We start from the raw sequence: 25,520 nt of genomic DNA on the forward strand, positions 1-25,520 counted from the left end.
GGCTGCGATCTTTGCTTTAAAGCTGCGGCGTTTCCTGGCTCGGCTTGGTCTTGTCGATGCCCGGTACATGCAGGTTGCCCTCGGCCACTTGATCGCCTTCAAGCTGCGGCTGCGTGACCCAGGTCAGAATGTCGTAGTAGCGCCGAATGTTCGCCACAAAGTGCACTGGCTCGCCGCCTCGGGCGTAGCCGTAGCGGGTTTTGCTGTACCACTGCTTCTGGGACAGGCGCGGCAGGATCTTCTTCACGTCCAGCCATTTGTCCGGGTTCAACCCTTCCTTGGCCGTCAGTTTGCGGGCGTCATCCAGGTGACCGCTGCCAACGTTGTAGGCCGCAAGCGCAAACCAGGTGCGGTCGGGTTCCTGAATCGACTCGTCCAGCTGATCTTTCATGTAGGCCAGGTACTTGGCCCCGCCCATGATGCTTTGTTTGGGGTCGAGCCGATTGGAGACGCCCATGGCCTGCGCCGTATTCTGGGTCAGCATCATCAACCCCCGAACGCCCGTCTTGGACGTGACGGCCGGTTGCCACAGGGACTCCTGATAACCCACCGCCGCCAGCAAGCGCCAGTCGACTTTCTCTTTCTTGGCGTATGCCTTGAAGTGCTGTTCGTACTTGGGAAGCCGTTGCTGCAAATGTTGGGCGAAGGTGGTGGCGCCCATGTAGCCAAGGACATCGACGTGGCCGTAATAGCGATCCTTGAGCCGCTGCAGCGTGCCGTTCTTCTTCACTTTGTCGAGGTAACTGTTGATCTCGTTGAGCAGGCTGTTGTCTTCGCCCGCTGCCACCGCCCAGCTCTGGTTGCTGGCGTCGCCGAGATCGAAAGCGACCCGTATGTTGGTGAAGTAGACCTGGTTCATCGCCACTTCATTGGAGTCGACCAGGGTCAGATCGATCTGGCCTTCGTCCACCATCCGCAGCAGGTCCACGACTTCAACCGCGTCGGACTCTTCGTATTCAATGGCGGGGAATTTCTTTTTCAGTTCTGCCAATTGTTCGGCGTGGGTGCTGCCCTTGAGCACCATGATCTTCTTGCCGACCAGATCGCCTGCATCGGTTGGCCGCGATTGGCCATTGCGATAGATGATCTGGGGGGTGACTTCGAGGTAAGAGTGGGAAAACCGCACTTGCTTCTTGCGTTGCTCGCTGCTGACCAGACCGGCAGCAGCCATGACAGGGCCGTTAGGTTTGCCCACCTGATTGAACAGGTCATCAAGGTTGTCGGCGGTTTCGATTTTGAGCTCGACCCCCAGATCGTCGGCGAAACGCTTCACCAGCTCATATTCGAAGCCGGTTTCACCGTTGCGATCCTGAAAGTAGGTGGCGGGACTGTTTCGGGTAACCACCCGCAGCACACCATCCTCCTTTACGCGCTCCAGTGTGTTGGGTTTATCAACACACCCGTTGAGCATCAGGAAGAGTCCGGTTGCGATCAGCCATTTGGCGTACCGCGGACGCAAAGCCGTTGGGGAAAACATCTGCGCAGTATACGCAAAGGACCACGAGCGCCATATCTCGACAGCGAAGGGCTAGTCTGCTAGAGATCGAAAAACCGCTCCAGAGCCCGCAGGAATGGGCCTGAACGCTTATTTGTGACAGCAAAAATAACCCCGCATGCACTTCGATTTAAGGTTCGAATCCCCAGCCCGACGCCCGGGTATGGCCGCCCGTACCGTTTCGGGTGATGTCGCGGGCGGTTTAGGCTAGAATGCACGGCCTCAAAGCACACCCCTTCCCGAGGCTGTCCCGAAGATGTTGATCCTGCGCGGCGCTCCTGCCCTTTCTGCCTTTCGCCACAGCAAACTCCTTGAGCAACTGAGCCAGAAAGTCCCGGCTGTCAGCGGCTTGTATGCTGAATTCGCTCACTTCGCCGAAGTTACCGGCGTCCTGACCGGCGACGAACAGCAGGTGCTTGCGCGCCTTCTGAAGTACGGCCCAAGTGTTCCTGTCCAGGAGCCGACCGGTCGTCTGTTCCTGGTGTTACCGCGTTTCGGCACTATCTCGCCGTGGTCGAGCAAGGCCAGCGACATTGCCCGCAACTGCGGCCTGGCCAAGATCCAGCGCCTTGAGCGCGGCATCGCCTTCTATGTTGCCGGCCAGTTCAGCGACACCGAAGCGCAGTTGATCTCGGACGCCTTGCACGACCGCATGACCCAGATCGTTCTCGCAAGCCTCGAACAAGCCGCCGGCCTGTTCAGCCACGCTGAGCCGAAACCGCTCACCGCGATCGATGTGTTGGGTGGCGGCCGTGCCGCGCTGGAAAAAGCCAACACCGAACTGGGCCTGGCCCTGGCTGAAGACGAGATCGACTATCTGGTCAACGCCTTCATTGGCTTGAAGCGCAACCCGCACGACATCGAACTGATGATGTTTGCCCAAGCGAACTCCGAGCACTGCCGTCACAAGATCTTCAACGCCAGTTGGGATATCGACGGTCAGAGCCAGGAAAAAAGCCTGTTCGGCATGATCAAGAACACCTACCAGATGCACAGCGAAGGCGTTCTGTCTGCTTATAAGGACAACGCGTCGGTGATCGTCGGTAACGTTGCCGGCCGCTTCTTCCCGGACCCTGAAACCCGCCAGTACGGTGCGGTGCAGGAACCGGTGCACATCCTGATGAAAGTCGAGACGCACAACCACCCGACCGCGATTGCCCCGTTCCCGGGCGCGTCCACCGGTTCCGGTGGCGAAATCCGCGACGAAGGTGCCACCGGTCGCGGCGCCAAGCCAAAGGCTGGCCTGACCGGTTTCACCGTATCCAACCTGCAAATCCCGGGCTTCGAACAGCCGTGGGAAGTGCCGTACGGCAAGCCTGAGCGCATCGTTACCGCGCTGGACATCATGATCGAAGGCCCACTGGGTGGTGCCGCGTTCAACAACGAATTCGGCCGCCCGGCACTGACCGGTTACTTCCGTACCTTCGAACAGTCGATCACTACCCCGCATGGCGACGAAGTTCGTGGCTACCACAAGCCGATCATGCTGGCGGGCGGCATGGGTAACATCCGTGCCGAACACGTGCAGAAAGGCGAGATCACCGTCGGCTCCAAGCTGATCGTGCTCGGCGGCCCGGCGATGTTGATCGGTCTGGGCGGCGGTGCGGCTTCCTCCATGGCCACCGGTACGAGCTCGGCGGACCTCGACTTCGCCTCTGTACAGCGCGAAAACCCTGAGATGGAGCGCCGCTGCCAGGAAGTCATCGACCGTTGCTGGCAATTGGGTGACAAAAACCCGATCAGCTTCATCCATGACGTCGGCGCGGGTGGTCTGTCCAATGCCTTCCCGGAACTGGTCAACGACGGTAACCGTGGTGGCCGCTTCGAACTGCGCAACATTCCAAACGACGAGCCGGGCATGGCCCCGCACGAAATCTGGAGCAACGAATCCCAGGAACGTTACGTTCTGGCGGTCGGCCCGGCTGACTTCGAACGCTTCCAGGCGATCTGCGAACGCGAGCGTTGCCCGTTTGCCGTCGTCGGCGAAGCCACTGCCGAGCCGCAACTGACGGTCACCGACAGCCACTTCGGCAACAGCCCGGTGGACATGCCACTGGAAGTGCTGCTGGGCAAAGCCCCGCGCATGCACCGTTCGGCTGTACGTGAAAACGAACTGGGCGATGATTTCGATCCGAGCACCCTGGAGATCGCAGACTGCGTCGAGCGCGTTCTGCATCACCCGGCTGTCGCCAGCAAAAGCTTCCTGATCACCATCGGTGACCGCACCATCACCGGCCTCGTGGCCCGTGATCAGATGGTCGGCCCCTGGCAGGTTCCGGTCGCCGACGTTGCCGTCACTGCCACCAGTTTCGACGTTTACACCGGTGAAGCCATGGCCATGGGCGAGCGTACTCCGCTGGCACTGCTGAATGCTCCGGCGTCCGGCCGTATGGCCATCGGTGAAACCCTGACCAACATCGCCGCTTCGCGCATCAACAAGATTTCCGACATCAAACTGTCGGCCAACTGGATGTCCGCTGCCGGTCACCCGGGTGAAGACGCACGCCTTTACGACACCGTGAAAGCGGTCGGCATGGAATTGTGCCCTGAGTTGGGCATCACCATTCCAGTGGGCAAGGACTCCATGTCCATGGCCACGCGCTGGAACGACGAAGGCGTCGACAAAACCGTGACGTCGCCGATGTCGCTGATCGTGACCGGTTTCGCGCCAGTGGCTGACATCCGTCAGACCCTGACTCCGGAACTGCGCATGGACAAGGGCACCACCGACCTGATCCTGATCGATCTGGGCCGTGGCCAGAACCGCATGGGCGCCTCGATCCTGGCCCAGGTTCACGGCAAGCTCGGTTCCCAGGCTCCCGACGTTGACGATGCCGAAGACCTCAAGGCCTTCTTCGCTGTGATCCAGGGCCTCAACGCCGACGGTCACTTGCTGGCTTACCACGACCGCTCTGACGGCGGTTTGCTGACCAGCACCGTGGAAATGGCGTTCGCCGGTCACTGCGGTCTGAGCCTGAACCTCGACGGTCTGGCAGAAACGTCCGCCGACATCGCTGCCATCCTGTTCAACGAAGAACTGGGTGCCGTGATTCAGGTTCGCCAGGACGCTACGCCAGACATCCTCGCGCAATTCAGCGCTGCCGGTCTGGGCGAGTGCGTGTCGGTGATCGGTCAGCCGATGAACAACGGCCAGATCAACATCACCTTCAACGGCGAAACCGTGTTCGAAGGTCAGCGTCGTCTGCTGCAGCGTACCTGGGCTGAAACCAGCTACCAGATTCAGCGCCTGCGTGATAACGCCGATTGTGCCGAGCAAGAATTCGACGTGCTGCTGGAAGAAGACAACCCGGGCCTGAGCGTCAAGCTGAGCTTCGACGTCAACCAGAACGTTGCCGCGCCTTACATCAAGAAAGGCATTCGCCCACAGGTTGCCGTACTGCGTGAGCAGGGCGTCAACGGTCAGGTGGAAATGGCAGCCGCCTTCGACCGCGCCGGTTTCAGCGCGATCGACGTGCACATGAGCGACATTCTGGCCGGCCGTGTCGACCTGAACGAGTTCAAAGGTCTGGTCGCTTGCGGTGGTTTCTCCTACGGCGACGTACTGGGTGCCGGCGAAGGCTGGGCCAAGTCCGCGCTGTTCAACAGCCGTGCTCGTGACGCGTTCCAGGGCTTCTTCGAACGTAACGACAGCTTTACCCTCGGCGTGTGCAACGGTTGCCAGATGATGTCCAACCTGCACGAGCTGATTCCGGGCAGCGAGTTCTGGCCGCACTTCGTGCGTAACCGTTCCGAGCAATTCGAAGCGCGCGTGGCGATGGTCCAGGTCCAGGAGTCGAACTCGATCTTCCTGCAAGGCATGGCCGGTTCGCGTATGCCGATCGCCATCGCTCACGGTGAAGGTCACGCCGAATTTGCCAGCGAAGAAGCGTTGCTTGAAGCTGATCTGTCGGGTTGCGTAGCGATGCGTTTCGTCGACAACCACGGCAAGGTCACCGAGAGCTACCCGGCCAACCCGAACGGTTCGCCGCGCGGCATCACTGGGCTGACCAGCCGTGACGGTCGCGTGACCATCATGATGCCGCACCCGGAGCGCGTGTTCCGCGCCGTGCAGAACTCGTGGCGGTCGGAAGACTGGAACGAAGACGCGCCGTGGATGCGTATGTTCCGTAACGCTCGCGTGTGGGTGAACTAAGCGTCGTGTACAAGCTCGCTTTCTTCGTCCCGGCCAGTCATGTCGAGTTGGTCAAGAGCGCTGTATTCGCTGCCGGTGGCGGGCGAATCGGCGCTTACGACCACTGTTCATGGCAGGTGTTGGGCCTGGGCCAGTTTCGCCCGCTGGACGGCAGTCAGCCGTTCATTGGGCAAGGTGGCCAGGTCGAACAGGTTGAGGAGTGGAAGGTTGAGCTGGTGGTGGCGGATGAGTTGATCGTGGCCGTAGTGGCTGCGTTGAAACTCAGCCATCCCTATGAAACACCGGCTTACGAAGTGTGGCGGCTTGAGGATTTCTGATCGTCTGGACCGCTGATATGAGAAACCCGCTGAAGCGTTTTCAGCGGGTTTTTTATTGTCCGGAGTTTGATGAGTGGGTGGAGATTTAAGCCGTGAGAGCTGGCCTGCCAGCGATGGCAACCTGAAAGCCGAGGGCGGGTGGATCAAGATCAAAAGCCAGATCAAAAACCGTCGCTGAAATTTGCCGAATTTGAGTCAAGGCTGAAACGCCCCAATAAAAATCGCCGGATCCACCCGTGCATCATTCAAGCTGATGTTCCAGTGCATGTGCGGCCCGGTTGCCCGGCCGGTTGCGCCAACCTTGCCGACTACACCACCGCGGGCCATTTGCTGGCCGACCTTCACGTCAATCTTCGACATGTGGCAGAACATGCTGATGAACCCTTGGCCGTGATCGACGAATACCGTGTTGCCATTGAAGAAGTAATTGCCGATCAGAATCACCTTGCCAGCCGCCGGCGTCTTGATCGGTGTGCCGGCAGGTACGGCGAAATCCAGTCCGGCGTGAGGATTGCGTTCTTCGCCGTTGAAGAAACGACGTACGCCGAACTTGCTCGACAGTGGGCCGTTGACCGGTTTGTCCAGCAACAGGTTGCTCGGCGTGTTCGGGCTGAAGCTGCGGTAGGCCTGGATTTGCTCGGCCAGTTCACCCTCGATGCGTTTCAGGTTTGCCGGGTTCGGATTGACCTGCTGGGTATTTTTCAGGGTGATGTGCTGTTCCGGGTATTTCTTGTTGCCGACGATGAAGGGCAGGTTGCGGCCGCCGCTGGTGACCTGCTGCGTGCCCGGTTTGACGGTCAACGGCACGCCGACGATGGCCAGCCAGTTGTTCTGTTCCTTGACCACCAGTACCGGTTTGCCCTGGTAGCTGGCTTTCGGCGCCTGGGCGGATGCACCCAGATCGACCACCGCCACGCCGCCCGGTACTGGCTTGTTCAGCAGGCGGGTGATGTAACTGTCAGCGTGGGCGTTGAAGGTCAGGCACAGCAGAAACAGCGAAGCTAAGAAACGCGGCATGGATCAATCCAGTAAAGAAAGGGTGACAGGCGTCAGGTGATTGTCTTCGACCCGAACGTGCAACTCGCCTTCGCCAAGCTTGGCTTTCAGGCGCTGGCCGGTGTGCGTCTGGGCGGCGTTACGAATTGCGTTGCCGCGTTCATCCAGCAGAATGCTGTAGCCGCGGCCAAGGGTCGCCAGCGGACTGACCACATGCAGTGTCTGCATCTGGCTTTGCAGCTGCAGACGCCGGCCTTTAAGGCCTTCACGCATGGCGCGGGGCAGGCGTTCGGCAAGGCTGTCGAGGCGCTGGCGCAACATCGCCAGTTGCCGGCCCGGATGCTGGCCGGCAAGGCGTGTTTCCAGTCGGATCAACCGCTCGCGACGGGTATTAAGGTTGCGTTCGAACGCGCGGCGCATGCGCATGTCCAGGTCGTCCAGGCGTTGCGCTTGCTGACGCAGGCGTTCGCCGGGATGACGCAGACGACGTGACATGCCTTCCAGGCGCAGACGGTCGCGCATCAGACGATCGCGAATACGCATGACCAGACGTCGATGCAGGCTTTCGACCCGGCGAACCAGATCGCTGGAATCCGGTGCCAGCAGCTCGGCGGCGGCGGACGGCGTTGGTGCGCGCACGTCGGCGACGAAGTCACTGATCGACACGTCGGTTTCATGCCCGACGGCGCTGACAATCGGCGTCACGCAGGCGTCCACGGCACGGGCTACGGCCTCTTCGTTGAAACACCAGAGGTCTTCCAGCGAACCACCGCCGCGAGCCAGGATCAACGCGTCGAAGCCGCGAGCATCGGCCAGCTTCAGCGCACGAACAATCTGCGCGGTGGCTTCGCGACCCTGCACGGCGGTTGGAATCAGCGTCAGCTGTACCTGCGGAGCACGGCGTCTGAACACGCTAATAATGTCGCGAATGACTGCGCCGGTCGGCGAACTGATGATCCCGATGCGTTGCGGGTGCGCAGGCAGCGGCACTTTGCGTTCGGCACTGAACAGACCTTCGGCGCTGAGCTTTTCCTTCAAGGCATCGAAGGCCAGGCGCAGGGCGCCATCACCGGCCGGCTCCACGGTATCGAGGATCAACTGATAGTCGCCACGCCCCTCGAACAGCGAAACCTTGCCCCGAACCTTGACCGCCAGGCCGTCCTTCAGCGCCTGGCGAACCCGCGCGGCGTTCTGCCGAAACAGCGCGCAACGCACCTGGGCGCCGCTGTCCTTCAGCGTGAAGTACACATGGCCGGACGCCGGACGGGCGAGGTTGGAGATTTCGCCTTCGACCCAGATGTTGCTGAACACGTCTTCAAGCAACACCCGCGCGCGGCCGTTGAGCTGGCTGACAGTCAGGACTTCACGGTCCAGGCCGAGTCTTGCAAAGGGATCTTTAATCATGGGGCGCATGATAAAGGCAATCTCCAACGGAATACACGATCCCCTGTAGGTGCTGCCGCAGGCTGCGAACTTTTGATCTTCAAAATATAAATCCAGATCAAAAGATCGCAGCCTGCGGCAGCTTCTACATAGGCGCGGTGAAATGTCGGATGAACTGTTCAGTCAGCGCCGTCGGGCTCTGCCGGCAGGCGAGGGCCACGGTGCTCTGGCAATCCGGGTCAGCCAGCGGCAGGAAGCGGATGTCGGGCGGTGCAATGTCTTGCATCGATTCCGGCAACAGGGCGATGCCGAATCCGGCCTGGATCAATTGCAGTTGCGTGGTTTTGCGCGACACCACCCTGGCGGCTTTGGGAAAGAAGCCCTGACGCATGCACAACTCAGCCGACAGGTAACTCAGCCCGCCGCGCTGGGGATGCGGGATCGAGATAAAGGCTTCGTCCTTCAGCAGGCCCAGATCGACGCCCTGTGCGTGGTTATCCACAGCCAGCCAATGCCTGGGTGGAACGGCCAGCAGCAAGCGTTCTTTATATAAAGGAATAATTTGCACCCCTTCACGTTGACGCAGCACGGGCAGGCGCAACAGCCCGACATCCAGACGGCCCTCGGCCAATTCTTCGAGTTGCGCCTCGGAAGAGAGTTTGACGATGTCCATGGACACCCCAGGCTGCTGATCCAGGTAGTCGATGATGCCACGCAGCAGGCGACCACTCATGGGAACGGTGCTGGAATGACTCAAGCGCAAAGTGCCCAACTGGCCGTTGCCTACTTGAGTGGCCAATTCACTGGCCTTGTTCAACTCGGTCAGCAGGTTTTTTGCCCGCGGCAAGAACGCTTCGCCAGCCGCCGTCAGTCGGGGCTGGCGGGCGGTACGTTCGAATAGCGGCGTTTGCAGGCGACTTTCCATGTCCTTGATTTGCCGGCTAAGCGCCGACTGCGCCACGAACAGGCGCTCTGCTGCCGTGCTGAAACTTCCACATTCGGCGATCTCGACGAAGTACCGCAGTTGCCGGGTCGATAACACGAGGCATGCCTTTTTGAGATGGGTAAGCGACTTTTAAGATATTAGTCGCAACCCTCCTCGATAGCTAAAGTCATGACAGGTGTTCAAGGAAGGCGGGCAGATGAACGTTATTGAGTTGTTGAGCCAGTGGCCATTCGGCGCTACGGATTGGCTGGTGATCGGGCTGGGTATCGCCCTGGCGTACATCGTGTTTGGCATTGCCGGCTTCGGTACGGCGCTGGTGGCAGGGCCGATTCTGATTCTGTTCATGCCGCTGTCGAAGATCGTGCCGCTGCTGGTCTTGCTGGATTTCGTGGCGGCCTTTGGCAATTTGCTGCCTTCACGAAAGGAGGTGGCGAAACCCGAATTGCTGCGGCTGTTGCCCTGTATGGCAGTGGGGTGCACGTTGGGGGTGATCTTTCTGCTCAACCTGAAATCTGATCTGCTGCTGTTACTGATGGGTCTGTTCATCAGTGCCTATGCGGTCTATAGCTTGTGGGTCAAAAAACGGCCGGCGCAGTTGTCGGTCGGTTGGGCAGTGCCCATGGGCACGGTGGGCGGGATGTTCGGTGCGTTGTTTGGCAGTGGCGGCTTTTTATATGCGATCTATTTGAACAGTCGGCTGCCCAAGGAAGCGGCCCGCGCGACCCAAAGCGCGCTGATCAGCTGCAGCACGGTGGTGCGTTTGAGCCTGTTTGCCGTCGCAGGCGTGTATGCCGAGCTACCCTTGTTGGTACTGGCGCTGTGTCTGTTACCCGCGATGGCGTTAGGGCTATGGATCGGCCGGCGGCTGACCCTGCGATTGTCCCGCGAGGCATTCGTGCGGCTTGTGACCTGGTTGGTCCTGGCGAGTGGAATTGCCTTGATCGGGCGGTATTTGAGTACTTGACCTGTGCTTGTCAGGGATTAAGCTGCCGGCCGCAAACCCTGTAGGAGTGAGCTTGCTCCGGGCGGCGTTCCGACGATGGCGGTGTATCAGCCAAATCAATATTGACTGATCCACCGCCATCGTCGGAACGCCGCCCGGAGCAGGCTCACTCCTACAAGGGTGGATCATTCAGTATGAGCAGGCTTGCACCATGAATTCCCAAAGCATCATCGTCCCGAAAATTTCTACACTGCCGGTGCACGAACCCCGGGCGCGGGCGATCGTGCGCTGGCTGGTGCGCAAGAACATCATCAAGGAAGAACTGACCACCTGTGGCCGAACCGGCAATCGAATGGCCCATGCCATCGGCGACGGCGCACGCGCGGTCGTGCTGCACCCGGAAGCACTGCCGTTTGGTGAACCGGTCAATGGCCTGGAGATCATCACCAAACGCTGCATCTATACCCCGGCCAAGGGTTTCCTGGAGGAGGCGGGCTGTGCCGAGTGCCGCAAGGAAATCGGCGAAGCGTTGTTTGAAAGTCTGGAAGAGTGGATGCCGGGGCGTACCGACAACTTCACCTGCCCTGAATGCGGGCATGAAGATGACATCAACGGATTTCTGTTTTTGCAGGAATGCGGGTTTTCCAACCTGGGGTTCATCTTCAACAACTGGGCCGAGGCCGGGTTCAAGCAGAGCTTTATCGACGAGTTTGCCGATTGGCTCGATCAGCCGGTCAGCTGGGTGAAAGTCGAACTCTGAAGCACCACAACCCCCTGTAGGAGCTGCCGAAGGCTGCGATCTTTTTATCTTGTTTTTTAAAATCAAGATCAAAGATCGCAGCCTTCGGCAGCTCCTACATAAATGCAGCGGTGCCCGCAAATTCGTGCAGTAATCCCCGTATATCAGTAATGACAATAATACCCAGAGTTTTACATTGAACCCGAGGGGGTGTCTGACTATAATGGCGCGCTTCCATTTTCCCGCTCGGGAGCCCCCGCGATGCTGCGTATCAGCCAAGAAGCTCTGACATTCGACGACATTCTCCTAGTGCCTGGTTATTCAGAGGTGCTTCCTAACGAAGTCAGTCTCAAGACCCGCCTAACCCGTGGCATCGAGCTGAATATTCCCCTGGTTTCTGCCGCCATGGACACCGTCACTGAAGCCCGTCTGGCAATTGCCATGGCTCAGGAAGGTGGCATCGGCATTATCCACAAGAACATGACCATCGAGCAGCAAGCTGCCGAAGTGCGCAAGGTCAAGCGTTACGAGGCCGGCGTGGTCAAGGACCCGATCACCATCGAGGCTGACGCCACGGTTCGTGAACTGTTCGAACTCACCCGCATGCACAACATCTCCGGCGTTCCGGTACTGCACAATGGCGACCTCGTCGGCATCGTGACTTCCCGTGACGTGCGTTTCGAAAATCGTCTGGAAGCTACTGTCCGCGAAGTGATGACGCCTAAAGAGCGCCTGGTCACTGTCAAGGAAGGTGCCGACAAGAACGACGTTCGCGAGCTGTTGCACAAGCACCGTATCGAACGTGTGTTGATCGTCGACGACAAATTCGCCCTCAAAGGCATGATGACCGTCAACGACATCGAAAAAGCCAAGGCTTACCCGCTGGCCAGCAAGGACGATCAAGGTCGTCTGCGCGTAGGTGCTGCAGTCGGTACCGGTAAAGACACCGGTGATCGTGTTGCTGCGCTGGTCAACGCCGGTGTTGACGTGGTGGTGGTCGACACCGCTCACGGTCACTCCAAGGGCGTGATCGACCGCGTTCGCTGGGTCAAGCAGAACTTCCCTGAAGTGCAGGTCATCGGCGGCAACATCGCCACCGGCGCTGCCGCCCTGGCCCTGGCCGAAGCGGGCGCTGACGCAGTCAAGGTCGGTATCGGCCCTGGCTCGATCTGCACCACCCGTATCGTCGCCGGTGTCGGCGTCCCGCAAATCAGTGCCATCGCCAACGTCGCTGCTGCCCTTGAAGGCACGGGCGTTCCGTTGATCGCCGACGGCGGCATCCGTTTCTCCGGTGACCTGTCCAAGGCCATCGTTGCCGGTGCTTCCTGCGTGATGATGGGCTCGATGTTCGCCGGTACTGAAGAAGCGCCAGGCGAGATCGAACTGTTCCAGGGCCGTTCGTACAAGGCTTACCGTGGCATGGGTTCGCTGGGCGCCATGTCCCAGGCTCAAGGTTCCTCCGACCGCTACTTCCAGGACTCTTCGGCAGGCGCCGAGAAGCTGGTTCCGGAAGGCATTGAAGGGCGTGTTCCTTACAAGGGCACCCTGAGCGCCATCATCCATCAACTGATGGGCGGCCTGCGTTCCTCGATGGGTTACACCGGCAGTGCCGACATCGAAGAAATGCGCACCAAGCCTGAGTTCGTGCGGATCACCGGCGCTGGCATGGCCGAGTCCCATGTTCACGACGTGCAGATCACCAAAGAAGCGCCAAACTACCGCGTAGGTTGAGCCTTCCAGCAAAAAGTTAAGTAACCGGGGCTGTTTGATTCAGCCCCGAGTTGTTTCTGAATCACGACTGTTTCTGAATTATTTAGACGAGACTGAATCATGGCCCTCGACATTCACGCTCACCGCATCCTGATCCTCGATTTCGGTTCCCAGTACACCCAGCTGATTGCTCGCCGCGTGCGTGAAATCGGCGTGTACTGCGAACTGCATCCGTTCGACATGGATGAAGACGCGATTCGCGAATTCGCACCAAAAGGCGTCATTCTCGCCGGCGGCCCGGAGTCCGTGCACGAAGCCAACAGCCCTCGCTGCCCGCAAGCGGTATTTGACCTTGGCGTACCAGTCTTCGGTATCTGCTACGGCATGCAGACCATGGCTGAACAGCTGGGTGGCAAGGTAGAAGGCTCCGAGTTGCGTGAGTTCGGTTACGCCCGTGTCGACGTCGTCGGCAAGAGCCGCCTGCTCGACGGCATCGAAGACCACATCGACGCTGACGGCCTGTTCGGCCTCGACGTGTGGATGAGCCACGGTGACAAAGTCACCAAAATGCCTCAGGACTTCCACATCCTCGCCAGCACCCCGAGCTGCCCGATTGCCGGCATGTTCGACGACGCTCGCGGCTATTACGGCGTGCAGTTCCACCCGGAAGTGACCCACACCAAACAGGGCGGTCGCATCCTGTCGCGCTTCATCCTCGACATCTGCGGCTGCGAAGCCCTGTGGACGCCTTCGAAAATTGCTGAAGACGCCATCGCCAACATTCGCGCCCAGGTCGGCACTGACAACGTACTGCTCGGCCTGTCCGGCGGCGTTGACTCCTCCGTGGTTGCCGCACTGCTGCACAAAGCCATTGGCGACCAACTGACCTGCGTCTTCGTCGACAACGGCCTGCTGCGTCTGCACGAAGGTGAGCAAGTGATGGCCATGTTCGCCGAGAACATGGGCGTCAAGGTGATCCGTGCCAACGCCGAAGATCAGTTCCTCGACAACCTGGCCGGCGAGTCCGATCCAGAGAAGAAACGCAAGATCATCGGCCGTACCTTCATCGACGTATTCGATGCCCAGTCCAACAAACTGGACAACATCAAGTACCTCGCCCAAGGCACCATCTACCCGGACGTGATCGAGTCGGCTGGCGCCAAAAGCGGCAAGGCTCACGTCATCAAGTCGCACCACAACGTGGGCGGCCTGCCGGAAGAAATGAACCTCAAGCTGGTTGAACCCCTGCGCGAGCTGTTCAAGGACGAAGTCCGTCGTCTGGGCCTGGAACTCGGCCTGCCGTACGACATGGTCTACCGTCACCCGTTCCCGGGCCCGGGCCTTGGCGTTCGCATCCTCGGTGAAGTGAAGAAGGAATACGCCGACCTGCTGCGTCGCGCCGACCACATCTTCATCGAAGAACTGCGCAAAGCCGATTGGTACCACAAGGTCAGCCAGGCATTCGTGGTGTTCCAGCCAGTGAAATCGGTTGGCGTTGTTGGCGATGGCCGCCGTTACGCCTGGGTCGTGGCCCTGCGTGCCGTTGAAACCATCGACTTCATGACTGCGCGTTGGGCACACCTGCCTTACGAACTGCTGGAAACCGTCAGCGGCCGCATCATCAACGAAATCGAAGGCATTTCCCGCGTCACTTACGACGTGTCGAGCAAGCCGCCGGCGACGATTGAGTGGGAGTGATCCCGCACGTTCCCCTGTTGACTTGATGGCGGGCAACCCTGAAAAGCCGTGTGAAATCTGATTTCACACGGCTTTTTTCATGGGTGCGGGTCAGGCGCTCGAAGTAGAGACCACTACATGTCTCATCAAACGTATTTCGAGAGGTGACGTGTCAGCGCCGCGCCACATCCGAAAAGTAGAACTTGTCCAGCGTATGCCGCGATTCGGTGTACTCGAACTGCCGTCCGTCCTGCAAAAACGTCTGGTTGCTCACCACAATCACATGGCTCTGATCGTCCAGGTCCAGATGCTGCTGATCGTCCTTGTTGCGTGGCACGGCTTCGATGGTGCGCTGTGCATAGGCGATTTGCAGCTGCAGGGTTTGCTCGATGTAGGCGTAGATCGAGTGCTCGGCGATTTCGCGTGACAGGCCTGGGATCACGTCGCTGACGAAATGGTTGATGTCGAGAATCACGCGTTTGCCGTCGATTCTGCGTACACGCTTGATCCGCGTGATCAAGCTGCCTTCTTCCGCCTGGATATGTTCCAGCAGTGCACCTTCCAGAGGGGACTGGCTGAATTCGACCACCTCGGTGCTGACGTCATTGCCCAGCCGGGGCCAGGTCTCCTGGAAACTGACGATGCCCCCCAGCTGAAATTCGATGGGGTTAGTGGACAGGACAAACGTGCCTTTGCCATGGACTTTCTGAGCGAAACCGCGCTCCTGAAGTTGCTCGATGGCCTTGCGCACCGTGCCGCGGCTGGCCTGATAGCTGTCCATCAATTCAGTTTCGGAAGGCAGCCGGGCGCCACGTTCCAGCCGTTCGGTGGTGATGCTGGCAAGCAGATCGGTGTAGATCTGGTTGTATTTGCTCATGGTGATGACTCTGAACCGCGCTGAACTGAAGGTTTCGAACCTTAAGGGCAGGGTGGGAAATTGTCCATGCGGGTTTGGAAGCGTGCCCTCTGTGGGTAGGGCGGTTCCTTCAGTCTACCCGCCAGGCTTAAACAAATTGTAACTCGTCTGTACGAGTTGTTGATTTAACTGGTACAGACGAGTACTTTTCACGTCGGCGTGCTGCCAATAACAAAAAACCACAGCGGAAGAACTAGCATGAGCCACGACTATCCGAACATCGCCCGCGAGCTGCTGTTAAGCCTCGGTGGCAGCGACAACCTCGAGCAGGCCGCGCACTGCGTCACGCGCCTGCGCCTTGCGCTCAAGGACCCAAGCCTGGTCAACAGCGCCACGTTGAACCAGGTCGATCTGGTCAAGGGTTCGTTCTTTACCGGTGGCTTGTTCCAGGTGGTCATTGGCCCCGGCGAGGTGGAAAAGGTCTACGCCGAACTGCGCCGTCAAACCGGTCTGGCCGCGTCAACCATCGCCGACGTCAAACAGAAAAGTGCTGAAAAAATCAACGCTGTGCAGCGTCTGGTGCGGGTGTTTTCCGACGTGTTCATGCCGATCCTGCCGGCGCTGATCATTGCCGGCCTGCTGATGGGCATCAACAACCTGATCGGCGCCAAGGGCATGTTCATTGAGGGCCAGACCCTGCTTGAAGCGTATCCCTCGCTCGACGGCCTCTGGAGCCTGATCAACCTGATGGCCAATACCTCGTTCGTGTTCCTGCCGGCACTGGTGGGCTGGTCGGCGGCCAAGCGTTTTGGCGGGAGCGAAATCCTCGGCATCGTACTCGGCCTGATGCTGGTACACCCCGATCTGCTCAACGCCTGGAACTATGGCAAGGCCGTCGCGGGGCTGGACGGCCAAAGCCTGCCGTACTTCGACATCCTCGGATGGTTTCAGATCGAAAAGGTCGGTTATCAAGGGCAGATTCTGCCGATCCTGCTGGCCGCGTATGTGATGAGCGTGATCGAGAAATGGCTGCGGGCGCGGGTGCCTAACGCCATTCAATTGCTGGTGGTGCCCATCACCACCATCGTGGTCACCGGCGTGCTGGCATTGGCCGTGATCGGTCCGGTCACCCGGCACCTGGGGATCCTCATCACCGAAGGCGTGGTGCTGTTGTTCGACCTGGCGCCGATGGTGGGCGGGGCGATTTTTGGCCTGCTGTATGCGCCGCTGGTGATCACGGGCATGCACCACATGTTCCTGGCGGTGGACCTGCAGCTTATATCCACCCAGGGCGGCACGTTTATCTGGCCGATGATTGTCATGTCCAACCTCGCCCAAGGCAGCGCCGCGCTGGCGGTGTTCTACATGACCCGCAATGTTCGGGACAAAAGCATGGCCTCCACTTCGGCGATTTCCGCTTATTTCGGCATCACGGAACCGGCCATGTTCGGGGTCAACCTGCGCTACAAATTTCCGTTCTACGCCGCGCTGATCGGCTCGGCGCTGGGGTGCATTTTCCTGTCATTGAACAAGGTCACGGCCTCGGCGATTGGCGTCGGCGGCTTGCCCGGATTTATCTCGATCGTTCCAGCGTTCATTCCGATGTTCGTGATCGGGATGATCATCGCCATGGTCGTGCCGTTTGTTTTGACCTGCGGGTTGAGCATGAAAATTGTCCGGCCTGGATACCGGGTCGCCTGACAAACCGCTATCGCGAGCAAGCGGTGCTCCTACAGGGCGCACGCCTTGTAGGAGCAAGGCTTGCCCGCGATGAGGCCATAACGGACACCACAAAACCATTTGAAGGAACCCCGCCATGCAAGACTGGCAACGCTCCGTGATCTACCAGATCTACCCAAAGAGTTTTCACAGCCACGCCGGTAACCCCACGGGAGATTTGCTCGGTGTCGTGGCCAAGCTCGATTACCTGCACTGGCTGGGCGTCGATTGCTTGTGGATCACACCCTTCCTGCGCTCACCCCAGCGCGACAACGGTTACGACATCAGCGATTACTACGCCATCGACCCGAGCTACGGGACCATGGCCGATTGCGAGTTGCTGATCGCCGAGGCCGGCAAGCGCGGGATCAAGCTGATGCTCGATATCGTGGTCAACCACACCTCGATCGAGCACAGCTGGTTCCAGCAGGCCCGCAGCAGCCTAGACAACCCGTACCGCGACTTCTACATCTGGCGCGACCAGCCGAACAATTGGGAATCCAAGTTCGGCGGCTCGGCCTGGGAGTACGAAGCCCAGACCGGGCAATACTTCCTCCACCTGTTCGATCACACACAGGCCGACCTGAATTGGGACAACCCGAAGGTGCGCGCCGAAGTCTTCAAGATGATGCGTTTCTGGCGTGACAAAGGCGTGGGTGGATTCCGTCTGGACGTGATCAACCTGATCTCCAAACCGGCGGATTTCCCCGAGGACAACAGCGACGGCCGACGTTTCTATACCGACGGCCCGAACGTCCACGACTACCTTCAGCAAATGCATCGCGAAGTGTTCGAAGGGCATGACCTGATCAACGTCGGCGAGATGTCATCCACCAGCCTGGAGCACTGCATTCGTTACTCGAAGCCGGCCTCGAAAGAACTGTCGATGACCTTCAATTTCCACCACCTGAAGGTTGACTACCCGAACTTGCAGAAGTGGGTTCGCGCCGATTTCGATTTTCTCGAACTCAAGCGCATCCTTTCCGATTGGCAGACCGGCATGCAGGCCGGCGGTGGCTGGAACGCGCTGTTCTGGTGTAACCACGACCAGCCGCGGGTGGTCTCGCGTTTTGGCAATGACGGAGAGTACCGCGCTGTCTCGGCGAAGATGCTCGGCACGGCATTGCACTTCCTCCAGGGCACGCCGTTTGTGTACCAGGGCGAAGAACTGGGCATGACCAATCCGGGTTTCGATCACATCGATCAATACCGTGATGTCGAAACCCTGAACATCCATCGCCTGCAGCGCGATGCCGGTGTCAACGACGCCGATAACATGGCGGCGATCATGCAGAAATCCCGGGACAACGGTCGCACGCCGATGCACTGGAACTGCGAGCCGAACGCCGGTTTCAGCGCGGGTGTGCCGTGGATCGACGTGCCGGCCAACGCTGCGCAGATCAACGTGGCCACTCAACTCGACGACGCGGATTCAGTGTTGCATCACTACCGTCAACTGATCGCGTTGCGTCGCCATGAAGCGTTGATGTCGGACGGCGTGTACCGGCAGCTGTTGCCCGAGCACCCGCAGATCTGGGCGTATGTGCGCGAAGGCGACGGCGAACGCCTGCTGGTGTTGAACAACTTCTACGGCACGCCTTGCGAGGTCGAACTGCCGGATGACGTGATCAACGAGACGATGGCTCAACGTCGGGTGATCAGCAATTACCCGGACTGTCCGCCGCGACATCGCCAGGTGAGTTTGCGGCCTTATGAGTCGTTCGTGCTGCACCTGACCAACCACTAAAAACACGCGTTTTAAAAAACACGCAGAACGCTGCGCGGGGGAGTTTTGCGCGCCGATTTTGCTGCTGCACACAATAAAAATAATGGGGTGGCTCTTGAAAACAACAATAAATCGCAGTCTTTCAGTGGCAGGGGCTTGTCTGATGTTGCCTCTAACAGCCGAGGCGCTCGAGTTCGGCGGTTACTTGCGCAGTGGGGTCGGCACTTCCGTCAATAGCAGCGCCCAGTCGTGTTTCCAGTTGCCGGGCGCGCAGACCAAATACCGTTTGGGCAATGAATGCGAGCAATATGGGGAACTGGAATTACGCCAGGACCTGTACACCCTGGACGACGGTTCGGTACTCAGCGTCGATGGCATGGCGTCGTTGTACAACCAGTACGATCGCAGCCTGACGTTCAAGGGTGACAACGGTTCGGTTCGCCTGCCGCAGCTGTACGCGCAGTGGTCGAACCTGCCCAGTCTCAACGGTGGCTCGTTGTGGGCCGGTCGGCGTTACTACAAGCGTAACGATATCCACATTTCCGATTTCTACTACTGGAACCAGAGCGCCACCGGAGGTGGTATCGAGGACGTATTGATCGGCGACTTGAAATACAGCTACGCGTTCTCGCGCAAGGACAACCTTTACCAGAAGGACTACATCAATCGTCATGATTTCAACGTGGCCGGTTTCAACACCAACCCCGGCGGTCAGCTGGAAGTCGGGCTGAGCTACATCGACAAGCCCGACAGCCGCGATGCACACCGTGGCTGGGCGATAACCACCCAGCATGTGCAACAGGGTTTTCTGGGCGGAAAGAACAAACTGGCGTTCCAGTACGGCGAAGGTCCCGGCACCGGGCTGGGCTATACCGGTAACGTGAAACTGGACGACAGCAACAAAAGCTATCGGGTGGTGGAGTTCTTCGACTGGCAAGTGACTCCGCGATTTGGCGGGCAGGTCGAGGCGGTCTACCAGAAGGATATTCGTGCGGACGGTGGCGATCAGAACTGGATGTCCCTGGGCGTTCGTCCGGCTTACGCGATCACCGAGCAGTTCAAGCTGGTGACCGAACTGGGGCACGATCAGGTTGACGCCGCGGGCGGTACGCGCAAGTTGAGCAAGTTCACCATCGCCCCGACCTGGTCACCCAAAGGCCCTGAGTTCTGGGCACGTCCCGAGGTGCGTCTGTATTACACCTATGCCAGCTGGAACGAGGCGGCCAAGCGGGCGGCGAATGAACTGGCCAAGGGTTCGGCGCTGTCCGACACCGGCGCCTTCGGCACGGCGCGCCACGGTGCGAATGTCGGTGTGCAGGTCGAGTATTGGTGGAAATAAAAGATCGCATGTCTTCTATAAAGAACAAAACAGCAGGTGACGTCATGGCCACACCCCAACAACTGCAACTGCTAGCACCTTTGTCCGGCGTGTTGATGCCACTGGATCAAGTGCCGGATCCGGTGTTTTCCAGTCGCGTGATCGGCGATGGCGTGTGTATCGACCCGACTTCGCAATCCTTGTGCGCACCGCTGTCGGGCGTGATCAGCAATGTGCAGGCAAGCGGGCACGCCGTTAGCATCACCGACGATAACGGCGTGCAAGTGTTGATGCACATCGGGCTCGACACCGTGAACCTGGCCGGCAACGGTTTCACGCGGCGGGTCGAAGAAGGTCAGCGGGTCGAGGCCGGTCAGGTGCTGATCGAATTCGATGCCGATTACCTCTCCATGAATGCACGAAGCCTGTTGACGCTGATGCTGGTGGTGAGTGGTGAGCCCTTTACGTGGCTGGCACCCGAATCGGGCCTGGTGGAGAGTGGCCAGCCGCTGCTGGGGTTGAATCCGGTCTCGCAGATCCCGAATGTGCCGACGTCGGACGAGGGCGATGCATTGTTTTCAACGGGAGTGACGCTGTCCAACCCTAATGGCTTGCATGCTCGTCCGGCGGCGGTTTTCGCTCAGGCTGCGAAAGCGTTCTGCGCGAGTGTTTACCTGCATAAACGGCAAGAGCGTGCAAATGCCAAGTCCCTGGTCGCGATCATGGCGCTGCAAACCGCCTGTGGTGACATCGTGCAAATCAGTGCAGCAGGGCCGGATGCTGAAGAGGCGATCGAGACGCTCGCTCAATTGCTGATCGATGGCTGCGGCGAGACGGTCGTGAGGGTGGTCGCTGTTGAACCCGTTGTGGCGTCGCCGTTGAACGTCAATGTCTTGCGCGGGGTGTGTGCATCTGCGGGTTCTGCGTCTGGACAGGTGGTACAGGTTGCTGCGCAGAGGCTGGACGTGACGGAACCCGGCAGCAGCCCGCCGGTTGAGCGTGAGCTATTGGCTCGTGCCTTGGCCGAAGCGGTCGCCGGTTTGCAGACGCTGCGCGACAATGCTTCGGGGGACGCCCGCGCCGAGATCTTCAAGGCTCATCAAGAGCTGCTTGAAGATCCGACGCTGCTGGAACGGGCCCATTCGCTGATCAGTGAAGGGAAGAGCGCCGCGTATGCGTGGCGTGAGGCTACCGAAGTTACCGCAACCCTGTTCAAAAGCCTCGGCGGTCCGTTGCTGGCCGAACGGGCGGCGGACCTGACGGATGTTAATCAGCGGGTGCTCAAACTGATTCTGGGTGTGCCGGATGAAGCCTTTGAACTGCCCGACGGGGCGATCCTGATAGCCGACCAACTGACGCCGTCCCAGACCGCTGGGCTCGACACGCACAAGGTATTGGGCTTTGCCACGGTTGGCGGTGGGGCGACAAGCCACGTCGCGATTCTCGCCCGGGCGTTCGGTTTGCCGGCGATTTGCGGCTTGCCGGTGCAAGTGCTGGCGCTGGCCAACGGCACCCAGGTACTGCTCGACGCCGACAAGGGTGAGCTGCACCTTGACCCGGATCTGGCGGCCATCGAACAGCTGCATGCCCGGCGTGAGCAACAACAGCATCGACATCGTCACGAACTGGCGCAAGCGACGCTGGCGGCCTGCACCCGCGATGGTCATCACATCGAGGTAACGGCCAACGTCGCCTCGCTCAGTGACACGGAGCAAGCGCTGACCCTCGGCGGGGAGGGTGTCGGTCTGTTGCGTTCGGAGTTCTTGTATCTGGATCGCAATCACGCGCCCACTCACGAAGAGCAGACGTCCACCTACAGCGCCATCGCCCGCGCACTGGGACCTGAGCGCAATCTGGTGGTGCGCACACTGGATGTCGGCGGTGACAAACCCTTGGCCTACGTGCCGATGGACAGCGAAACCAATCCGTTTCTCGGCATGCGCGGCATTCGTTTGTGCCTGGAGCGCCCGCAGCTGTTGCGCGACCAGTTCAGGGCCATCCTGAGCTGCGTCGGGTTGACCCGGCTGCACATCATGCTGCCAATGATCACGCAGCTGTCGGAGCTGCGTCTGGCCCGCCAGATACTCGAGGAAGAGGCGCTGGCGTTGGGCCTGACCGAGCTGCCGAAACTGGGGATCATGATCGAAGTGCCAGCGGCGGCCTTGATGGCCGACCTGTTTGCGCCCGAAGTGGATTTTTTCTCGATCGGCACCAACGACCTGACGCAATACACCTTGGCCATGGACCGCGATCACTCGCGTCTGGCGAGTCAGGCCGACAGTTTCCACCCCTCGGTGCTGCGACTGATCGCCAGCACCGTGAAGGCGGCCCACGAGCACGGCAAATGGGTCGGCGTGTGCGGCGCCATGGCGTCCGAAACGTTGGCAGTGCCGTTGCTGTTGGGCCTTGGAGTTGATGAGCTGTCGGTGAGCGTGCCCTTGATTCCGACGATCAAGGCAGTGGTGCGGGAAGTGGACTTGCAGGACTGCCAAGCCATCGCCCGGCAAGTCCTGGGCCTGGAAAGCGCCGAGCAGGTTCGCGAGGCTTTACGGCTGTATCACGCAGCGACCGTCAACACTTCACGGGTTATGGAGTACTGAACATGTTCGAGAAAATGCAGCAGGCGTTCTGGAAAGCGTTGACGCCGGATCTGGTGGTGGACGAGCCGAAAGCAGTGGCACCGGTCCTTTCGGGCCTGGCGCCTGATGTCGTGGCAGCATTAGGTGGGGTGGATAACCTCAAATCGCAACAACCCGTAGCGCTGACCCGGGTTCGGGTGGAATTGCAGGATGTGGCGCGGATGGATCGGCAGGCTTTGACCCGTGCTGGTGTGCCGGCAGTCATGATGCTGGATGACGGAGTTGTGCATCTGATTACCGGCCTTCAGGGATCCTAGGGTTTTCAAAAGACCGCAGCCGTCGCCAGCTCCTACATTTTGAATGTCGTAATCCGTAGTAGCTGCCGAAGGTGGAATGCTCCGAAGCAAAAGCTGCCGTTTTCAATGAACGGCAACGGCTGGCGTAGGTATTAGAGAAACTGTGATCGAATCAAATCCGTATCGAATGGCGTTATTCCTTGATCAGGCGCAAACACAGCCTGTGCCTGTTGTGGCGAAGCCACCCGTTCGCCCCGTGCTCGAACATGTAAATCGAACAGCGTCTCCAAATCAGGCCGCGGTGTATGTACCAACGCCCGCAGCATCAACGATATCCCACTGAGGTTGTTCCCGACATTATTCCAGCGGGTAGATGAAGTGAGTCCAAGATCGGCCCAAATCATGCGCCGTTCCTGCAAGTCCATCACGAATGGCAGACAGATAACGGTGTCGGATGCTATATCGATACGGTCGAACACGGATCGAGGCTCGAATACCTCACCCGAAGCTGTGTCAGCGCGGGCCATCCAGCCTGCGAAGCACTCTGGAAGATCGCAGTACGGCTGCTCGGTGAATGAATTAATAGACGTGACGACGTAGCGGATACCCTTCTTAACGAGAAGGTCAAGGTCGAGATCGATGAACTCCGAAGCCCCGTCGGGCGCGTCGACGATGTCTCCGCTGTGGTACCCGCCGAAACCTTTCAGGTTGTAGTACGCGACCGTTTCTATGAACACGAAGTTGACGTCGAAAAATGCAGCTGATAAGTCGATGTCCGTGCGTCCGCGACCGTTCTTCCACCACAAGAAAAGGCGAATGAAACGTGTGTCAGGCATAGGCAACCGACTGCCTCGCACCAGCGTTCGTAGCGACTTTGATGAGGCACGCTGCGCCAGCGGCACCCTGAAGTCGCGTAATGCTGGATCGATGAAACAGCGGCCTAACGGCGGCAGTGACACGAAACGCTTTACGAGAGCGTCCTCGCAGATCCGAGCTGCACGAGCCAGCACGTCGGGGGTGAGGAGTTCGCGTCGATCCCTGATGCCATACACCTTGGCGAATGAACCTTTCGGTGTGAAGGCTCTTAGGGGAAGGGGGCGCGGAGCACGTACTTGAGCCAGCAACTGCAGCAGGACAGGTGAGGACACTTGTGTCGCAACAGCCTCGAAAGCGTTGAGAACCGACTCTGGTTCCGTCGCGCGCCGCAGGGTCGCGTCCAGCCGTCGCGCGAACTCGCCAGGACGGCTCTGTAGTATGGGCGTAAGTGTTGCTATGTGACGCTGGGCAAGCAATGTTTCGACACGTGATTCAAATGAAGTTGACGCTTCGTTGCGACGCGCTGCCGTGATGGCGGCTAACGCTCGTGGATATTTGTCGGCGTAGTCGCCAGGATGCAGTACTTCAGCCAGGCGTTTCCAGCGCTCAGCATGTCGCATTACGTCTTCTGCAGCGTTGGGTATGTGGTCGAGTAGGCGCAACAGCAGGCGGCGCATCGAGCGCTTCATCGCTGTGAAACGTGTTGAAGCTGTCGTCAGCGACACGTCTCCTCCATTCAGCGCGACCGCAAGTCGTAGCACATCAGTCGCCGTTTCGACGTTTCGCTCCAGGAATGCATCCACCCGTGCATCGCTGGTGACATGCAGGATAAGTGCGCCGCCAAGCTGTGCACGGATCTCCCGGAACGGGACGGCCTCAGGTAGCAGACGGAACACATCGCTTTTGTAATTTCGGACAAACCAGACGACATCGGCAGTTTCCGCGTCGGAGAGCGAGGTGTGCGATGAAACCAGCGGTTCGAGCAGTGACTCGAACTCAGAGACGCTTCCCGGTTCGATAACGCGGGATATGAAGTTGCCTTCAAGCATCGCAGGCCGCAGGTGTTCAGTCGGTGGTAAACGTCGAAGCGTGAGGTAGTGAATGACGGCGTTAAAGTACAACTCTGCCTCTGAGGCCGTCAGAACTTGATCTGGAAAGTCAGGATAAAACGGTCGGTGGTGTACGTGAGCGCCAGTCTCCCGCCGAAGCACTCCGACAATTTCGCGCAGCCAGTGCTTTAGTTCTGTCGCTGACAACATGCCGATTTGCTCAATCAGAGGCTCTGATAGTACGCATCGGAACGCCGCGACTTCCCGGACAGCCGACGCGACCTGAGCGCGCGTGGCACCGCCAGTGCCAATCGGTACGTGAACTTTGGTTCGGCGACGCAGGAACAGCTCCTGATTCATGCTTGATTTTCTCCTTGGCCGCCGTTGCGGACGAGCTGCAGCATCGTGTTTACAGCCGATATAAAAACGCCTGCAATAAGCAGGCGCGGTGTGGAGAGCGGAACCCCTAGGTCATAGGAGGTTTAGAAGGAAGGTGTTCCATAGCCACGGAGGCATTCTACGTAAGGTTGTTTATGTTTGTGGTGTCTCAAGGGTAACAAGCTGCTTCACCAGAAAAATAGAGGCTGATCAGCGGCAAGTCGCTCGTCCATCCTCCAGACGAGCAGTGGCGTCATTAGCTAAGTGCCTTCACGGGGTGGTGAAGTACCCATATTGTCCATCGTAGAGGTGGCATTGGTTTTTTTGCCGCGCGCCGAATGTTCGATCAGCCCTCTTTTTGGAAAATACAGTAGACAAGCGCCACACGCTTATTCATCGAGTATTCCTTACTGTTTCTCATCCG

Annotated in this window: 17 protein-coding genes; 11 read left to right on the forward strand and 6 right to left on the reverse strand. The window is 59.2% G+C overall.

What is annotated here, in order from left to right:
- Positions 1-16: 16 nt before the first annotated feature.
- Positions 17-1,477 carry a membrane-bound lytic murein transglycosylase MltF gene (mltF, locus tag AC3ZVB_RS10160; RefSeq protein ID WP_162438717.1) on the reverse strand — a complete coding sequence of 487 codons (1,461 nt, stop codon included), beginning with the start codon at positions 1,475-1,477 and terminating at the stop codon, positions 17-19.
- A gap of 274 nt (positions 1,478-1,751) precedes the next feature.
- Between mltF and purL the strand changes: the two genes are divergently transcribed.
- Together purL and AC3ZVB_RS10170 are read left to right on the forward strand one after the other, a co-directional pair.
- Positions 1,752-5,648, forward strand: a complete 3,897-nt coding sequence (gene purL, locus AC3ZVB_RS10165) for a phosphoribosylformylglycinamidine synthase (RefSeq protein ID WP_490146422.1) — start codon at positions 1,752-1,754, stop codon at positions 5,646-5,648.
- Positions 5,649-5,653: 5 nt separating this feature from the next.
- On the forward strand, positions 5,654-5,965 hold the full coding sequence (locus AC3ZVB_RS10170) for a YqfO family protein (protein WP_162438719.1): 312 nt from the start codon (positions 5,654-5,656) through the stop codon (positions 5,963-5,965).
- A gap of 195 nt (positions 5,966-6,160) precedes the next feature.
- Here the strand turns inward: AC3ZVB_RS10170 and AC3ZVB_RS10175 are convergent, their stop codons facing one another.
- The 3 genes from AC3ZVB_RS10175 to AC3ZVB_RS10185 form a co-directional block, all read right to left on the reverse strand.
- The gene (locus AC3ZVB_RS10175; RefSeq protein WP_162438720.1) at positions 6,161-6,982 is read right to left on the reverse strand and encodes a peptidoglycan DD-metalloendopeptidase family protein; all 822 of its coding nucleotides are present in this window, start codon (positions 6,980-6,982) and stop codon (positions 6,161-6,163) included.
- 3 nt (positions 6,983-6,985) lie between these two features.
- The gene (gene xseA, locus AC3ZVB_RS10180) at positions 6,986-8,365 is read right to left on the reverse strand and encodes an exodeoxyribonuclease VII large subunit (protein WP_194692762.1); all 1,380 of its coding nucleotides are present in this window, start codon (positions 8,363-8,365) and stop codon (positions 6,986-6,988) included.
- Between the two features lie 124 nt (positions 8,366-8,489).
- Positions 8,490-9,386, reverse strand: coding sequence for a LysR family transcriptional regulator (locus AC3ZVB_RS10185; protein WP_490146423.1), 897 nt, complete (start codon positions 9,384-9,386; stop codon positions 8,490-8,492).
- A gap of 100 nt (positions 9,387-9,486) precedes the next feature.
- Here AC3ZVB_RS10185 and AC3ZVB_RS10190 point away from each other — a divergent pair, with 100 nt between their 5' ends.
- The 4 genes from AC3ZVB_RS10190 (at position 9,487) to guaA (ending at position 14,380) form a co-directional block, all read left to right on the forward strand.
- Positions 9,487-10,254, forward strand: coding sequence for a sulfite exporter TauE/SafE family protein (locus AC3ZVB_RS10190; protein ID WP_162438722.1), 768 nt, complete (start codon positions 9,487-9,489; stop codon positions 10,252-10,254).
- A 190-nt stretch (positions 10,255-10,444) separates the two neighbouring features.
- Positions 10,445-10,993 carry a sugar ABC transporter ATPase gene (locus AC3ZVB_RS10195; RefSeq protein WP_162438723.1) on the forward strand — a complete coding sequence of 183 codons (549 nt, stop codon included), beginning with the start codon at positions 10,445-10,447 and terminating at the stop codon, positions 10,991-10,993.
- Between the two features lie 240 nt (positions 10,994-11,233).
- Complete coding sequence (gene guaB, locus AC3ZVB_RS10200; protein WP_162438724.1) at positions 11,234-12,703, forward strand: IMP dehydrogenase; 1,470 nt, start codon at positions 11,234-11,236, stop codon at positions 12,701-12,703.
- Between the two features lie 99 nt (positions 12,704-12,802).
- Positions 12,803-14,380 carry a glutamine-hydrolyzing GMP synthase gene (gene guaA / locus AC3ZVB_RS10205; RefSeq protein ID WP_162438725.1) on the forward strand — a complete coding sequence of 526 codons (1,578 nt, stop codon included), beginning with the start codon at positions 12,803-12,805 and terminating at the stop codon, positions 14,378-14,380.
- 151 nt (positions 14,381-14,531) lie between these two features.
- On the opposite strand, the gene treR is transcribed toward guaA, so the two are convergent.
- Entirely contained in the window at positions 14,532-15,236 is a 705-nt protein-coding gene (gene treR, locus AC3ZVB_RS10210) for a trehalose operon repressor (RefSeq protein ID WP_490146424.1), read from the reverse strand.
- Positions 15,237-15,473: 237 nt separating this feature from the next.
- On the opposite strand from treR, the gene treP reads away from it, so the two are divergent.
- The 5 genes from treP (at position 15,474) to AC3ZVB_RS10235 (ending at position 22,874) form a co-directional block, all read left to right on the forward strand.
- Entirely contained in the window at positions 15,474-16,916 is a 1,443-nt protein-coding gene (gene treP / locus AC3ZVB_RS10215; RefSeq protein WP_490146425.1) for a PTS system trehalose-specific EIIBC component, read from the forward strand.
- A 115-nt stretch (positions 16,917-17,031) separates the two neighbouring features.
- Positions 17,032-18,681 (forward strand): alpha,alpha-phosphotrehalase, encoded by a 1,650-nt coding sequence (gene treC / locus AC3ZVB_RS10220; RefSeq protein ID WP_490146426.1) that lies wholly within the window; start codon positions 17,032-17,034, stop codon positions 18,679-18,681.
- Positions 18,682-18,775: 94 nt separating this feature from the next.
- A complete protein-coding gene (locus tag AC3ZVB_RS10225) occupies positions 18,776-19,999 on the forward strand; it encodes a maltoporin (RefSeq protein WP_490146427.1) in 1,224 nt (407 codons plus the stop codon).
- A gap of 44 nt (positions 20,000-20,043) precedes the next feature.
- Positions 20,044-22,578: a phosphoenolpyruvate--protein phosphotransferase gene (gene ptsP, locus AC3ZVB_RS10230; protein WP_490146428.1), complete on the forward strand. Its 2,535-nt coding sequence runs from the start codon at positions 20,044-20,046 to the stop codon at positions 22,576-22,578.
- A gap of 2 nt (positions 22,579-22,580) precedes the next feature.
- On the forward strand, positions 22,581-22,874 hold the full coding sequence (locus AC3ZVB_RS10235) for a PTS sugar transporter subunit IIB (RefSeq protein ID WP_162438731.1): 294 nt from the start codon (positions 22,581-22,583) through the stop codon (positions 22,872-22,874).
- Positions 22,875-23,005: 131 nt separating this feature from the next.
- On the opposite strand, the gene AC3ZVB_RS10240 is transcribed toward AC3ZVB_RS10235, so the two are convergent.
- Positions 23,006-25,078 (reverse strand): TerD family protein, encoded by a 2,073-nt coding sequence (locus AC3ZVB_RS10240; protein ID WP_162438732.1) that lies wholly within the window; start codon positions 25,076-25,078, stop codon positions 23,006-23,008.
- Positions 25,079-25,520: the final 442 nt, after the last annotated feature.

The sequence above is a fragment of the Pseudomonas sp. MDV22-iso1 genome (genome assembly GCF_058145095.1).

Bases quoted from the DNA above. Each gene is read 5' to 3' on its own strand.
- guaB (WP_162438724.1), top strand. From the start codon at position 11,234: ATGCTGCGTATCAGCCAAGAAGCTCTGACATTCGACGACATTCTCCTA.
- ptsP (WP_490146428.1), top strand. From the start codon at position 20,044: ATGGCCACACCCCAACAACTGCAACTGCTAGCACCTTTGTCCGGCGTG.
- AC3ZVB_RS10190 (WP_162438722.1), top strand. From the start codon at position 9,487: ATGAACGTTATTGAGTTGTTGAGCCAGTGGCCATTCGGCGCTACGGAT.
- AC3ZVB_RS10240 (WP_162438732.1), bottom strand. From the start codon at position 25,078: ATGAATCAGGAGCTGTTCCTGCGTCGCCGAACCAAAGTTCACGTACCG.
- AC3ZVB_RS10235 (WP_162438731.1), top strand. From the start codon at position 22,581: ATGTTCGAGAAAATGCAGCAGGCGTTCTGGAAAGCGTTGACGCCGGAT.
- purL (WP_490146422.1), top strand. From the start codon at position 1,752: ATGTTGATCCTGCGCGGCGCTCCTGCCCTTTCTGCCTTTCGCCACAGC.
- AC3ZVB_RS10195 (WP_162438723.1), top strand. From the start codon at position 10,445: ATGAATTCCCAAAGCATCATCGTCCCGAAAATTTCTACACTGCCGGTG.
- guaA (WP_162438725.1), top strand. From the start codon at position 12,803: ATGGCCCTCGACATTCACGCTCACCGCATCCTGATCCTCGATTTCGGT.
- treC (WP_490146426.1), top strand. From the start codon at position 17,032: ATGCAAGACTGGCAACGCTCCGTGATCTACCAGATCTACCCAAAGAGT.
- mltF (WP_162438717.1), bottom strand. From the start codon at position 1,477: ATGTTTTCCCCAACGGCTTTGCGTCCGCGGTACGCCAAATGGCTGATC.
- treR (WP_490146424.1), bottom strand. From the start codon at position 15,236: ATGAGCAAATACAACCAGATCTACACCGATCTGCTTGCCAGCATCACC.
- treP (WP_490146425.1), top strand. From the start codon at position 15,474: ATGAGCCACGACTATCCGAACATCGCCCGCGAGCTGCTGTTAAGCCTC.
- xseA (WP_194692762.1), bottom strand. From the start codon at position 8,365: ATGATTAAAGATCCCTTTGCAAGACTCGGCCTGGACCGTGAAGTCCTG.
- AC3ZVB_RS10175 (WP_162438720.1), bottom strand. From the start codon at position 6,982: ATGCCGCGTTTCTTAGCTTCGCTGTTTCTGCTGTGCCTGACCTTCAAC.